The sequence below is a fragment of the Nocardioides sp. CPCC 206347 genome, assembly GCF_048654605.1.
Classification (GTDB): Bacteria; Actinomycetota; Actinomycetes; order Propionibacteriales; family Nocardioidaceae; genus Nocardioides.
The window spans coordinates 361,362-374,895 of the sequence record NZ_JBMCYZ010000003.1; the positions used below are offsets into that span (position 1 = coordinate 361,362).

The following is a 13,534-nucleotide window of genomic DNA, read 5'->3' on the forward strand; positions in this document are numbered from 1 at the left end:
CTTGACGGGATCAGTTTACACCGTTTACCGTGAACGGTGTTAACGAAACTGACTGGTCGTCACAGAAGGTTTCCCGGACGTGGTGCGAAGGAGTCGGAATGATCGAGCGATGGGGCGCCCTGGTCGTACGGCGCGCGGTGGTGATCCTGCTCGTCGGGCTCGGCATCACGGCCGCTGCCGCGATCGCCGGCGTCGGCCTGGAGGACAAGCTGGCCTCCGGTGGCTTCGACGACCCGGCATCACAGTCGTCACGTGAGCTCGCGCTCGAGCGCGAGACCTTCGGCAACCAGTCGATCGACGCGATCGTGATCTTCTCCAGTGAGGACGAGCTGGCCACCGACCCCGCCTTCCAGGCCGAGGTCGAGCGGACGCTCGCGACGGTCCCGGAGGACGTCGCCGTCTCCGACATCACCTACTACGACGTCCAGGACCCCGCGATGCTGAGCGAGGACGGCCACGCGACCGCGGTCTACGTCTCGTTGGCCGGCGACACCCAGAACGACTTCCTGGACGCGTCCAAGGCGTTGAAGCCGATCATCAAGGAGAGCTCGCTCGAGACCGGGATCGCCGGCCCGTACGCCGTCTACAACGACGTCAACGAGGAGACGAAGAACGACCTGCTCCGGGCCGAGATCGTCTCCCTGCCGATCGTGCTGATCCTGTCGCTCATCATCTTCCGCAGCGTCATCGCGGCCCTGATGCCCGTGCTGGTCGGCGTCATCGCGGTGGTCGGTGCCCGTGCCACGATCGCCGGGCTCAACGAGCTCGTCGAGGTCTCGATCTTCGCGCCCAACATCATCACCCTGCTCGGTATGGGCCTGGCCATCGACTACGCCCTCTTCGTGGTCTCCCGGTTCCGGGAGGAGATCGCGAAGACCCCCGACGACACACGGCGCGCCCTGCTCCGCACGATGGCGACCGCGGGCCGCACCGTCGCCTTCTCCGCCCTCACCGTCGCAGCGGCCATGAGCTCGCTGCTCGTGTTCCCGCAGACCTTCCTCAAGTCGATCGGGTACGGCGGCATCGCGGCCGTGCTGATCGCGATGGTCGCCGCGCTGACCGTCCTGCCGGCCGCACTGGCGGTGCTCGGCACCCGGATCGACTCCGTGCGGATCCCGTTCCTGCAGCGCTCCACGCCGAACGAATCCGACACCGGTGCCTGGGCCCGCCTGGCGCGCGCCGTGATGCGTCGCCCGATCATCGTCGCGACCGCCGTCACCGTCGTGCTGCTGGCCGTCGCCTCACCGTTCCTCGGAGTGAAGTGGGGCAGCGTCGACTACCGCGTGCTCCCCGCGGACACCCCGTCCCACGAGGCGGCGGAGCGGCTCAACACCGAGTTCGGCGAGGAGCGGTCGACCGCCAACGTGCTGCTGCGCGGTACCGACGAGGCCGGCGTGGCGTCGTACGAGAGCGCGATCGAGCGGGACGTCGCGGGCGTGACCGATGTCCGGCCGGTGGTCTCCGAGGGCGACACGACCCTGCTGCGCGTCACCTGGCAGGGCAACAGCCAGACCGAGGAGTCGCAGCAGGTCATCCGCGACCTCCGGGAGGTCGACAGCCCCGACGGCTCGGAGGCACTCGTGGGCGGGCTGACCGCCGACACGGTCGACCTGGCCGAGTCCGTCGGCAACCACCTGCCACTCATGGGCGGGATCGTCATCGGGGTCATGCTGCTGCTCCTGTTCCTCGCGTTCGGCTCGCTGGTGCTGCCGCTCAAGGCCGTGCTGATGAACGCGTTCTCGATCACTGCCTCGTTCGGTGTGGTGACGTGGATCTTCAGCGACGGACACCTGTCCGGCCTGCTCGGCTTCACGCCGCAGGGCTTCCTCGACCTGACCAACCCGATCGTGATGCTCGCGGTGCTGTTCGGCCTGTCGATGGACTACGAGGTGTTCCTGCTCTCGCGGGTCCGCGAGCAGTGGGACGCGACCGGTGACAACGACCTCGCCGTCCAGACCGGCGTGCAGAAGACCGGCCGGATCATCACCAGCGCCGCCCTGCTGCTCGCCGTCGTCATCGGCGCCTTCAGCCTCAGCGGCGTGGTGTTCATGAAGATGATGGGCATCGGGATGCTGGTCGCGATCCTGGTCGACGCCACCGTCGTACGGGCCCTGCTGGTGCCGGCGACGATGAAGCTGCTCGGTCGCTGGAACTGGTGGGCGCCCGCTCCGATGGCCCGCTGGTGGCAGCGCTACGGCTTCCGTGAGGAGTACGACGACCTCCCGCACCCCGACGGCGGCACCGCCGCCTCGGACAAGGAACCTGTCGGGGTCTGACGTTTTGCCCCGGAGCGCCGGGGGTGCTGGCCATACTGGCTGGGTGTCCGCAGTGATCCGCGTCGGAGCGATCGACAACCATCCTGTGGTGCTCGCTGGTGTGGGTGCCGCACTGGCGAAGCATGCTCCGGACATGGCGCTGGTCTCGATCGCCGGCTCGGTGGACGAGCTCCTCGCGGACACCCCCGAGGGGCTCGACGTCGTCCTCCTGGACCTGCACATCCCGGGCCAGCCGGTCGCCGAGGAGTCGGTCGCCGCGCTCGTCGCGCGGGACATCGTGGTCCTGCTGTTCACCGCGGAGGAGCGGCCGATGCCGGTCCGCCGGGCCATCCAGGCCGGCGCCGCCGGGCTGGTGCTCAAGGTGGACCCGATCCAGACGATCGCCCAGGCCATCCGCGACGCCGTGGCCGGCGAGCTCGCGTGCTCCGGTCAGCTCGCCGCGATGCTGCTGACCGACGACAGCCTCGGTGCGCACCTGTCGCACCGCCAGATCGAGATCCTCCGGGCCGTGAGCACCGGCCTGCCGTACCGGCTGGTGGCCCGCGACCTCGGGATCAGCGAGGTCACCGTGCGGGAGCACCTGTTCCGCGCGGCCCGGGCCTACCGCTCGGGCGGCGTCGACCCGGGCAACGTGCACGGGCTGATCAGTCGCGCACGAGCCGACGGCCACCTCGACGAATGACCGAGGCGAGGTCCGGTGGTCCCGTCAGCACCAGGGCCTCCGGTTCTGCTCGCGCCTGCCACGAGATGGGCAGCGTGCGGGTGACCCGGGCGGCGGCGTCGACCCCGAGGCCGGGCACCACGACGACCGACGACTCGTCGACGGTGCCGGAGATCGTCACCTGGACGGCGCTGGTGCCGACGAGGGCCCGGAGCGCCGACGCCAGCGTGCGCGTGGCCGCGGGGTACTCGGTCATCCGGCTCTCCACCTGGGCGCCGGTGGCGCGCAGCGCGGTGAGCTCGGCGCGCAGGTCCGCGTGCTCGGTGCCGGGCAGGTAGAGGCAGTCCCGCGCTGCGTGGGCCAGCAGGGCAGCCCGTGACGACTCGGCGCTGGTCAGCTGGCCGAGCGCCCCTCGGAGCAGGATCTCCTGCACGGGCTTGAGGAAGTTGCCGAGCAGGCCCTCGAGTGCGACCCGGCGGTCGGAGGCCTGGGGCACGTCCCGGTGGGTGACCATGCTTCCGGCCCGGCGGCACACCGAGACGACGATCCCGACGAACAGCGCGTTGAGCGGCTGCACGACCAGCAGGTGCGGGAGGTCGCTGGCGGGAAGGTGCATCCGGAGCGCGACCACGGTGATCACGACCGCATTCGGCACCAGGAGCAGCAGGGTCATCCGCCGCGACAGGACCCAGGCCACCGCGAGCGCCGGCAACGCACTGAACTCGATCAGCCACGACTGGGCGCCGCCGAGACCCGCCGCGGGCACCGAGGGCAGGGCCGTGGCCAGGACCAGCGGCGGGACCACGGCCGCCAGCACGAGATGGGCCGGTGTCAGTGGCCCCCGGGTCATCGCTGCGGTGAGGAGGACCACCAGCGCGGCGATGGCGGTGGCGCCCAGGTACGACTCCGGCTGGATCGGGTTGTCGAGCGTCAGCAGTGCGGCCGTCGCGATGTATCCGGCGGCGAGGACGGCCGTGGCCCGGAGTGCCACCCGGCCCGGGTCCTGGACCACGGCCCGGATCACCGGGTCGTGGTCGGGCGACATCCCGACCAGCCGCGCGAGACGGCGATAGCGCCACAGCAGGGTCACGGTGGTCCCTGAACCGGGAACGCTGTCGACGTGGGTCGTGCCGCCCACCGCGGACACGCGACCAGCCACGGCGACGCGCAGGCCCACGCCGTGCTCGGCCACGAAGCCCTCGCCGGGGTCGGCGATCACGACGCGGATCGAGCCCAGTCGTCGTACGACGGTCACGTGCACGCGGCGCTGCCCACTGTGGCGGGCGACGTTGCGCAGCGCCTCGGTCGCCGCGCCCACCAGGGCGTCCTGGACGACGTCGGGCAGGCGCCGGCGCCGCCCGCGCACCACGAACCGCGCCTCGAGGTGCTCCCGGACGGCCACCGTGCGGATGTCGGTGACCAGGTCGCCGAGTCCCTGGTCGGCGGCCGGGACCTCGATCTCCTCCAGGGCGATGGCCGCTGCCGACCACGTGTCCGGGTCACCGGGCAGACCGGCGACCGCCAGCAGGGTCGGGATCAGCTCGTCGTGCAGGAACGAGGTCGCCTCCACCTCGGCCGACGACATGCGCTCGGCCTCGACGACCCGTCGGGTCGCGAGGGTCCGTTCGGCACGCACCGAGGCGCGCCGCATCTGGGTGACGAGGAAGAGCGCGCCGAACGCCGTGCCGCCGACCAGGGCTGCCTCCTGGAGGCCGTAGCGGAGCCCGTCCTCGGCGCCGGTCACCCAGCGGAGGCCCACGAACAGTGCGGCGATGAGCACGATCACCACCGCCGGGCCGCGTCGCCGGGCCGCGATCACCATCAGCATCGGCTCTGCCAGGTGCAGGATCGGGGAGTCCGCAGCCCCCGACAACGGCACCGTGTCGCGCGGCATCAACGATCCCGCGACCATCGCGATCGTGCACAGCACGACGTCCACGGAGGACACGCGGCCACGGAGGCAGTCGATCCCGGCGAGACCGACCGAGCAGACCACGACGAGCGCGAACGTCAGCTCCTCGCCGTCGTACGACGGCCGGAGGGCGAACTGGCCGGCCCAGACGAGGGTCTTGGCCAGGATCACCAGGCCGATCGCCAGGAGGAGGCCACGTTCGACGGACGCGGCGAAGGAACGTCCTTCGGACCGCCCGCGCCTCATGGCCGGATGCTAGGCCCATTGGTGACCCCCCGACTCCCGATTGCGGACCTGTCCTCGGAATCGCGGGTGTCGGCGGCCTCGCGGAGGCGAGACAATTCGCACGGGTCGCGCCGTGGGGGAGCGGCCCAGCAACACGGAAGTGCCGCGCTCCATGACCACACCGTCGGTGGTTCTGGGGACAACCCTGGGGGGATTTCCAGAGCAGTCGGAGCGCGGCACTGACCGCCGCGTCACCACCGCGTCACGTCCCGGGCACGTCCGTCGGGTAGAACAGACGATGTGTCCTCCCCCTCCGGCTCCGGTCCTGGCTCCGGCGACCCGGTCGCGGGGTCGCGCATCGGTCGCTTCCGGATCCTCGAGCAGCTGGGGCAGGGCGGGATGGGCGTCGTCTACCGCGCCATGGAGGAGAACCTCGGTCGCGAGGTCGCCCTGAAGGTGATCGCGCCACTGTTCGCGCACGACCCGGAGTTCCGCGAACGGTTCACGCGAGAGGCCCGCTCGCAGGCGTCCCTCGAGTCCGCCCACGTCGTGGCGGTCTACGCCCACGGCGAGGAGGACGGCTACCTCTACATCGCGAGCCAGCTCATCCCGGGCGGCGACCTGGGGCACCTGATCCGCACCCACGGGACGCCCAGCCTGGTCGAGGCGCTCGAGATCATCGAGCAGGTCACCAGCGGCCTCGCCGACGCCCACGAGGCCGGCTTGGTCCACCGTGACATCAAGCCCGGCAACGTGCTGGTACGGCGTCGGCCCGGCTCGGTCCGGGCCTACCTCGCCGACTTCGGCATCGCCCGCAAGATGAACGCCGACGCCACCCGGTTCAGCGCGTCGGCCGTCGGCACCCCGTCCTACATGGCCCCCGAGCTCCATGGCGGCGCCAAGGCCAGCGCGTCCACCGACATCTACGCCCTCGGCTGCCTGCTCTGGGTCGCGCTGACCGGCTCCCCGCCCTTCCAGGGCACGTCCGAGTACCAGCTCGTCGCCGCCCACGTGAGCCACCCGGTCCCGCAGCTGTCGGGCAGCAGCCCGATGGTCAACGCCACCAACCGGATCCTGCGCACCGCGATGGCCAAGGACGCCGCCGACCGCTACCAGTCGGCCAGCGAGATGAGCGCCGACCTGCACGCCGCGCTCCGGCTCCCGATCACCCCGGGTGCGGCCGTGCCCGAGGCCAAGGGGAGTACGGCGATGCGGCCGATCCGGCCGACACCCACACCCACGCCCACACCCACGCCCACACCGACGCCCGCACCCGCGACCCCGCCGCGGGCGGAGCGGCCCGTGCCGGTGACGGCGTTCGTGCCGGCCGCTGCGAATCCGCCGCCGCCGGCGTTCCTTGCCGCGACGCCCACCGGACGTCGTACCTCCTCGAAGAAGTGGTGGGTCCTGGGTGGGGTGGCTGCCGTGGTCGCGCTCGGCACGGGCATCGGTGCCGCCCTGCTCACCGGCGGCGACGACGGGGACGACCCGACGGAAGGGGCGTCCTTCCTCGCACTCGACCCCAAGGAGATCCTGCAGGCCTCCGAGAAGGACATGGTGGTCCTCGAGACGGCGCGGATCCGCGGCCAGTTCGACGACGACGGCTCGCCCGTCGAGGTGGACGTCACGGCGACCAGCCGCGGTGACTGCAAGGGCACGATGAAGGAGTCGTCCGGCGGCGTGGCCGAGATCCTGCGGGTGGACGACAACATCTACCTCCGCGCCGATGCGAAGTTCTGGAACTCCGCGAGCGGCGACGGCACGGCGGCGCTGGTGCTTCCCGTCATCGGGGACCGGTGGGTGCTCGAGAACAGCCTGCTCGAGACGACCGACGCCTTCTGCGACCTCGACGAGTTCCTGGAGCGCGACGGCCGCGAGGGCGCCACCGCGACCAGCCTGGGCCGGGAGGAGGTCGGCGGCGACGACGCCGTCAAGATCGAGCAGACCGAGGGTTCGCAGCGCGAGGTGCTCTACGTCCGGCTGGGCGAACCGCACTACCTGCTGCGCATCGAGGAGAGCGACGTCGACTTCTTCGAGTTCTCCGACTTCGACAAGGAGGCCGAGATCAAGGTGCCGCCAGCCGCCGACGTCTTCGACCTCCAGGCCTTCCTCGACAAGGCCGAGGAGAGCCTGAACTAGCCGGGAATGCCGTACGACGACCGCGGGTTGCCCAAGGACGTGACCACCTCTGCGCCCGCGACCGCGTCCAGGGCCAGCGTGGGACTGCGCAGTGACCGGGGTCCGATCCTCGGCGCGGTGATGCTGAGCACCGCGCTGGTCGCCATCGACACCACGATCCTGGCCACGGCGGTGCCGTCGATCGTCGACGACCTGGGTGGCTTCACGCAGTTCCCGTGGCTGTTCTCGACGTACCTCCTCGCGCAGGCGGTGACCACGCCGATCTACGGCAAGCTCGCCGACGTCTTCGGCCGCAAGCCGCTGATGCTCTTCGGGATCGGGCTGTTCGTCCTCGGGTCGGTGCTGTGCGCGCTCTCCTGGAGCATGACCGCGTTGATCGTGTTCCGCGGCGTGCAGGGCCTGGGTGCGGGCGCCATCCAGCCGGCCGGCATGACGATCATGGGTGACATCTACTCCGTCGCCGAGCGCGCCGTCGCGCAGAGCTATGTCGCCGGCGTGTGGGCGACGTCCGCGGTCGTCGGACCGACGCTCGGCGGACTGCTGTCCGAACAGGCGTCGTGGCGCTGGATCTTCTGGGTCAACGTCCCGCTCGGTGCCGTGGCCGCGGTCGTCCTGCTCCGCAGCTTCCACGAGACCGCGGCGCACGACGCCCGCGCGGAACGGCGATCGATCGACGTCGGTGGTGCCGCCCTGTTGGCGGGCGCCGCGCTGTTGCTGCTGCTCGGCCTGCTCGAGGGCGGCATCCGGTGGGCCTGGTGGTCCCCGCTCGGCGTCGGCATCTTCGCGGCGGCCGCCGTACTCCTGGTGGCGTTCGTCGCCGTCGAGCGTCGCGTCCCGGACCCCGTGCTGCCGCTGTGGATCTTCAACAACCGGGTCCTCAATGCCGCGACCGTCGGCGCGTTCGTGGTCGGCATGGTGATGCTCGGCGTGACGTCGTACGTCCCCGTCTACGCGCAACGGGTGCTGGGTGCCGGTGCCGTGGTGGCCGGCCTCGCCGTGGCGGCCCTGGCCATCGGCTGGCCCATCGCCGCGAGCACCGCCGGCCGCTTCTACCTGCGCTGGGGCTACCGGCCCTGCCTGCTCGCGGGCGCCGGGTTCGGCCTCATCGGCACCGGAATCATCGCCAGCGTCGGTCCCGACAGCCCGGTGTGGGTGCTGGCCATCGGCTGCCTGGTCCTCGGCCTCGGCCTCGGGTACGTCGCCAGTCCCAGCATCGTCGCCGCCCAGTCCGCCGTGGGGTGGCGCGACCGTGGCGTCGCCACCGGCACCAACGTGTTCGCCCGGTCGCTCGGAAGCGCGGTGGGGGTGGCCGTGTTCGGGGCCATCGCGAACGGTGTCGTCGCATCGCGACTCGGTGGTGGGCACCATGCCGGCGACGTCAACCTGGATGCCCTGCCGGTCGGCATCCTGGACCCTGCGCTGCACACGGTCTTCGTCGTGGTGGCGTGCACGTCGCTCGCCCTGGTCGTGGCCGGACTGGTGATGCCGTCGCGCGTCTCGGTGGCGGACGAGTAGCCCAACCCGGTGGCCCGAATGTTGTGCATCGGGACAACGACGGCGATGTGACCCACCAGTAGGGTTGGGGGCATGAAGCGCGAGATCTATGAAGAGGACCACGAGGCCTTCCGGTCGTCCGTGAAGGAGTTCATCGACAGGTCGGTCCTGCCGCACACCGAGGAGCACATCGCCGCGAAGGCGCTGCCCCGCGAGTTCTGGCTGGAAGCCGGCAAGCAGGGCCTGCTGGGCCTCGAGGTCCCCGAGCAGTACGGCGGCGCCGAGGCCGGCGACTTCCGGTTCAACGCCGTCCTCCAGGAGGAGCTCGCCAAGGTCGGCGCGGCGTACCCCACCTGCCACGGCATCCACGCCGACATCACGGCGCCGTACATCGTCGAGCTGGGCACCGAGGAGCAGAAGGAACGCTGGCTCCCGGGTGTCGTGTCCGGCGAGATCCTGCTCGGCATCGGCATGACCGAGCCGTCGGGTGGCTCGGACCTCGCGAACCTGAAGTCCACCGCGGTCCGCGACGGCGACGAGTGGATCATCAACGGCTCGAAGACGTTCATCACCAACGGCTACTCCGGCGACCTGTTCGTCACCGCCGTGCGCACCGACCCCGAGCGTGGCCCGAAGGGCATCACCCTGTTCGGCATCGAGGCCACGAAGGAAGGCTTCTCGCGCGGCCGCAAGCTCGACAAGGTCGGCATGGAGGAGTCCGACACCGCCGAGCTGTTCTTCGAGAACGTCCGCGTCACCGACGCCGAGATCATCGGTGAGCTCAACATGGGCTTCATCCACATGATGCAGAAGCTCCCGCAGGAGCGCCTCGGCTGCGCGGTCGCGAACGTCGCGCAGGCCAAGCAGATCCTCATCGAGACCCTGCAGTACACGAAGGACCGCCAGGCCTTCGGCCAGTCGATCGGCAAGTTCCAGAGCAACAAGTTCCTGCTCGCCGAGCTCTTCACCCAGATCGAGGTTGCCGAGGCCTACATCGACAAGTGCGTCCTCGCGCACAGCAAGGGCGAGCTCACCGCCATCGACGCCTCCAAGGCGAAGTGGTGGTCCAGCCAGGCCCAGAGCGAGGTCCTCGACGCCTGCGTCCAGCTGCACGGTGGCTACGGCTTCATGAACGAGTACCGCGTGGCCCGGGCCTGGCGTGACGCCCGCGTCACGAAGATCTGGGCGGGCTCGAACGAGATCATGAAGGAGCTCATCGGGCGCGACCTCGGGCTCTGAGTGCGGTGCAGGAATCCCCGCTGAGGCGGGGATTCCTGCGCTTTCTGGCCGTTGCAACGGCCAAGGAGTGCAGGACAAGGTCAGGGAGTACGACGAGCGCCACCCAATCCCGGTCGCGCCCGGCCCCTGACTCGGGGATCATGGGTGCGTGACGGAATCGAGTGGGACACCGGTCCCGGCGGCGGATGACATCGGCCCCCACGAGGACGAGCCCCATCAGCAAGGCTTCAACGACCGCCTCAACTGGCTGCGGGCAAGCGTGCTCGGCGCCAACGACGGCATTGTGTCGGTCGCCGGCATCGTCCTCGGGGTCGCGGGCGCCACGACGGACCGCACCGCGATCCTGATCGCGGGCATCGCCGGACTGGTGGCCGGCGCGATGAGCATGGCGGCTGGTGAGTACGTCTCCGTCAGCACCCAGCGGGACTCCGAGGACGCGCTGCTCGCCAAGGAGCGGCGCGAGCTGCGTGAGGACCCCGAGGACGAGCTCGCCGAGCTCGCCGGCCTGTACGTCGACAAGGGCCTCGAACCCGGACTCGCGCTCGAGGTCGCCAAGCAGCTGACCGAGAAGGACGCCCTGGCGGCCCATGCCGAGGTCGAGCTCGGCATCGACCCCGACGACCTCACCAGCCCGTGGAACGCCGCGATCGCGTCGATGCTGTCGTTCACCCTCGGCGCGCTGCTGCCCCTGCTCACGATCCTGCTCGTCCCCGGTGACCTGCGCGTTGCCGTCACCGTCGTCGCCGTGACGATCGCCCTTGCGCTGACCGGCTGGCTCAGCGCCCGCTTCGGCTACGGCTCGGCCCGGATGGCCGTGGCACGCAACATACTCGGCGGTCTCATCGCGATGGCAGTCACCCACGGCATCGGCCAGCTCGTCGGTACCCAGGTCTGATGCGCCTCTTCACCGCCGTCGTCCCCTCGCAGGAGGCGATCGAGCACCTCGACGCGTTCCTGGACCCACGCCGCGACGCAGCCGGGTTCCGCTGGACCCGCCCCGAGCAGTTCCACATCACCCTGGCCTTCATGGCCGCCGCCGCACACCGTCTGGAGGAGTACGTCGACCGGCTGGCCACCTCGCTCGAAGGGCTCCCCGCAACGGAGCTCCGGCTGGCCGGCGCCGTGGCGTTCCCGAACGTCGCCGAGGCGCGGGTCCTCGCGACCGGGGTCGCGGCGAACGACTCCCTCGAGACGGCCGCGGTCCGCGCCCGGAACGCCGCGGTGGTCAGTGGCATCGAGGTCGACGGGCAGCGCTTCCGGCCCCACGTCACGGTGGCCCGCACCGGTGGCAGGTTCGTCGAGATGACCAACTGGGTGCGGCTCCTCGACACCTACGAAGGGCCGGCCTGGAGCTTCGACTCGGTCGCGGTGATCGCCTCCCACCTCGGTGAAGGTCCGCGCCGCTCGCCGCGCTACGAGACGGTCGCCGAGATCGAGTTCTGAGCCGGGGTCAGGCCAGCCGCTGGGCCAGGGCTTCGTCGATCCGTGCCGCGATCTCGGCGACGGTGCCGGTCCCGTCGATCTCCCGGACCAGCCCGCGCGCGCCGTACAACTCGACGAGCGGAGCGGTCTGCTCGGCGTAGACCTCCAGGCGGCGACGGACGACCGCTTCGGTGTCGTCGGCGCGACCCTCCAGTTCGGCCCGCCGTCGCAGCCGCCCGACGAGTTCCTCGGGATCGACCGTCAGCACCACCACGGCGTCGAGCGTGGCTTCGGCCACGGCCAGCATCGCGTCGAGCTCGACGGCCTGCTCAACGGTGCGCGGGTAGCCGTCCAGCAGGAAGCCGTGCGTGCAGTCGGGCTTGGCGAGGCGTACCGCGACCATCGCGTTGGTCACCTCGTCGGGCACGTACTCGCCGCGATCCATGTAGCCCTGGGCCGTCAGGCCGAGCGGCGTACGTTCCTTGACCTGCGCGCGGAAGATGTCGCCGGTCGCGATCGCCGGGATGTGATGGTGAGCAGCGAGTGCCGCGGACTGGGTGCCCTTGCCGGCTCCGGGCGGGCCCATCAGGAGGAGGCGCATGTGGTGGTTCCTTCACGTTCGGTTCGGATGTCTGGACCGTAGGGGGACCGACGCTGCAGGGACGTTGCTCGCGTCCGGGTGCCCGGTGGACGACGAAGGGCCGGTTCCGCACGGAACCGGCCCTTCGTCGTACTGCTTGCTCAGCTGAGGTGGCTCACGATGTCCTCGACCCGGTCCTTCGCGTCACCGAACAGCATCTGGCTGTTCTCGCGGAAGAAGAGCGGGTTCTGGACACCGGCGTAGCCGGCGGCCATGGAGCGCTTGAACACGATGACGTCCTTGGCGTTCCAGACCTCGAGCACCGGCATGCCGGCGATCGGTGAGGTCGGGTCCTCCGCGGCGGACGGGTTCACGGTGTCGTTGGCGCCGATCACGAGCACGACGTCCGTCTCCGGGAAGTCCTCGTTGATCTCGTCCATCTCGAGCACGATGTCGTAGGGCACCTTGGCCTCGGCCAGCAGCACGTTCATGTGGCCGGGCAGGCGACCCGCGACGGGGTGGATGCCGAAGCGGACGTTGACGCCCTTGGCCCGCAGCTTCGCGGTGAGGTCGGCGACCGGGTACTGCGCCTGCGCCACGGCCATGCCGTAGCCCGGCGTGATGACCACGGACGAGGCGTTGGACAGCAGCTCGGCGGCGGCCTCGGCCTGGATCTCGCGGTGCTCGCCGTAGTCCTTGTCGTCGCCCGCGGGGGCGGCGATGCCGAAGCCACCGGCGATGACGGAGATGAACGAGCGGTTCATCGCCTTGCACATGATGTAGGACAGGTAGGCACCGGAGGATCCGACCAGGGCACCGGTCACGATCAGCAGGTCGTTGCCGAGCAGGAAGCCCGAGGCGGCCGCGGCCCATCCGGAGTACGAGTTGAGCATCGAGACCACGACCGGCATGTCGCCGCCGCCGATGGAGGCGACGAGGTGCCAGCCGAGCGCGAGCGCCAGCAGGGTCAGGACGCCCAGGAGGATGTCCGCCGACGTGTTGTCGTGCGTCTCCAGCGAGACGTAGATCGCGGTCAGGATCGCGAACAGCACGAGCGAGCCGACGTTGATCAGGTTCTTGCCGGGCAGCATCAGCGGGGCCGACGAGATCTTCGCCGACAGCTTCAGGTTGGCGACGATCGAGCCGGTGAAGGTGACCGCACCGATGAAGATGCCGATGGCGACCTCGGCCTCGTGGATGTTGACCAGGCTGTCCATGGAGTCGTGCGAGCCGAGGATGTGACCGTTCCAGCCGATCAGCACCGCGGCGAGACCGACGAACGAGTGCAGGGCCGCGATGAGCTCGGGCATGCCGGTCATCTCGACGATCCGGGCACGCCACAGGCCGATAGCGGCGCCGATGGCGATCGCGGCGAGCATGAGGATGATGACGAGCGCCCGGTTGTCGAGGAACTCGCTGACGTCGACGACCGCGGCCACCGTGGCGACGAGCGCGACGGCCATGCCGACGATGCCGTAGGTCAGGCCGTTCTTGGCGGACTGGTGCGTCGAGAGGCCTGCCAGCGACAGGATGAACAGCAGGGCGGCGACGATGTACGCCGCACCGGTGATGGAGGTGATGTCCAT

Annotated in this window: 10 protein-coding genes; 7 read left to right on the forward strand and 3 right to left on the reverse strand. The window is 70.3% G+C overall.

Translation table 11 applies throughout. The features are described 5' to 3' along the window. Positions 1–98: 98 nt before the first annotated feature. Both ACOACQ_RS13340 and ACOACQ_RS13345 read left to right on the forward strand, forming a co-directional pair. Positions 99–2,276 carry an MMPL family transporter gene (locus ACOACQ_RS13340; RefSeq protein WP_378597233.1) on the forward strand — a complete coding sequence of 726 codons (2,178 nt, stop codon included), beginning with the start codon at positions 99–101 and terminating at the stop codon, positions 2,274–2,276. A gap of 43 nt (positions 2,277–2,319) precedes the next feature. Further along, positions 2,320–2,958: a LuxR C-terminal-related transcriptional regulator gene (locus ACOACQ_RS13345; RefSeq protein WP_378597234.1), complete on the forward strand. Its 639-nt coding sequence runs from the start codon at positions 2,320–2,322 to the stop codon at positions 2,956–2,958. Here ACOACQ_RS13345 and ACOACQ_RS13350 read toward each other — a convergent pair. After that, positions 2,921–5,095, reverse strand: coding sequence for an ATP-binding protein (locus ACOACQ_RS13350; protein ID WP_378597235.1), 2,175 nt, complete (start codon positions 5,093–5,095; stop codon positions 2,921–2,923). The two genes, ACOACQ_RS13345 and ACOACQ_RS13350, sit on opposite strands and share 38 nt — an antisense overlap. 279 nt (positions 5,096–5,374) lie before the next feature. Here ACOACQ_RS13350 and ACOACQ_RS13355 point away from each other — a divergent pair, with 279 nt between their 5' ends. The 5 genes from ACOACQ_RS13355 (at position 5,375) to thpR (ending at position 11,389) form a co-directional block, all read left to right on the forward strand. Beyond that, positions 5,375–7,213, forward strand: a complete 1,839-nt coding sequence (locus ACOACQ_RS13355; RefSeq protein WP_420288473.1) for a serine/threonine-protein kinase — start codon at positions 5,375–5,377, stop codon at positions 7,211–7,213. A 6-nt stretch (positions 7,214–7,219) separates the two neighbouring features. Then, positions 7,220–8,728 carry an MFS transporter gene (locus ACOACQ_RS13360; RefSeq protein WP_420288474.1) on the forward strand — a complete coding sequence of 503 codons (1,509 nt, stop codon included), beginning with the start codon at positions 7,220–7,222 and terminating at the stop codon, positions 8,726–8,728. Positions 8,729–8,800: 72 nt separating this feature from the next. Beyond that, positions 8,801–9,946, forward strand: coding sequence for an acyl-CoA dehydrogenase family protein (locus ACOACQ_RS13365; RefSeq protein ID WP_378597239.1), 1,146 nt, complete (start codon positions 8,801–8,803; stop codon positions 9,944–9,946). A 148-nt stretch (positions 9,947–10,094) separates the two neighbouring features. After that, entirely contained in the window at positions 10,095–10,841 is a 747-nt protein-coding gene (locus tag ACOACQ_RS13370) for a VIT1/CCC1 transporter family protein (protein WP_420288475.1), read from the forward strand. Further along, entirely contained in the window at positions 10,841–11,389 is a 549-nt protein-coding gene (thpR, locus tag ACOACQ_RS13375) for an RNA 2',3'-cyclic phosphodiesterase (RefSeq protein WP_420288476.1), read from the forward strand. Before ACOACQ_RS13370 ends, thpR begins: the two co-directional genes overlap by 1 nt. A 7-nt stretch (positions 11,390–11,396) precedes the next feature. Here the strand turns inward: thpR and ACOACQ_RS13380 are convergent, their stop codons facing one another. Together ACOACQ_RS13380 and pntB are read right to left on the reverse strand one after the other, a co-directional pair. Further along, the gene (locus tag ACOACQ_RS13380; RefSeq protein ID WP_420288477.1) at positions 11,397–11,969 is read right to left on the reverse strand and encodes an adenylate kinase; all 573 of its coding nucleotides are present in this window, start codon (positions 11,967–11,969) and stop codon (positions 11,397–11,399) included. 140 nt (positions 11,970–12,109) lie between these two features. Continuing rightward, a complete protein-coding gene (gene pntB / locus ACOACQ_RS13385) occupies positions 12,110–13,534 on the reverse strand; it encodes a Re/Si-specific NAD(P)(+) transhydrogenase subunit beta (RefSeq protein ID WP_420288478.1) in 1,425 nt (474 codons plus the stop codon).

Bases quoted from the DNA above. Each gene is read 5' to 3' on its own strand.
- ACOACQ_RS13340 (WP_378597233.1), top strand. From the start codon at position 99: ATGATCGAGCGATGGGGCGCCCTGGTCGTACGGCGCGCGGTGGTGATC.
- thpR (WP_420288476.1), top strand. From the start codon at position 10,841: ATGCGCCTCTTCACCGCCGTCGTCCCCTCGCAGGAGGCGATCGAGCAC.
- ACOACQ_RS13365 (WP_378597239.1), top strand. From the start codon at position 8,801: ATGAAGCGCGAGATCTATGAAGAGGACCACGAGGCCTTCCGGTCGTCC.
- ACOACQ_RS13350 (WP_378597235.1), bottom strand. From the start codon at position 5,095: ATGAGGCGCGGGCGGTCCGAAGGACGTTCCTTCGCCGCGTCCGTCGAA.
- ACOACQ_RS13360 (WP_420288474.1), top strand. From the start codon at position 7,220: ATGCCGTACGACGACCGCGGGTTGCCCAAGGACGTGACCACCTCTGCG.
- pntB (WP_420288478.1), bottom strand. From the start codon at position 13,534: ATGGACATCACCTCCATCACCGGTGCGGCGTACATCGTCGCCGCCCTG.
- ACOACQ_RS13380 (WP_420288477.1), bottom strand. From the start codon at position 11,969: ATGCGCCTCCTCCTGATGGGCCCGCCCGGAGCCGGCAAGGGCACCCAG.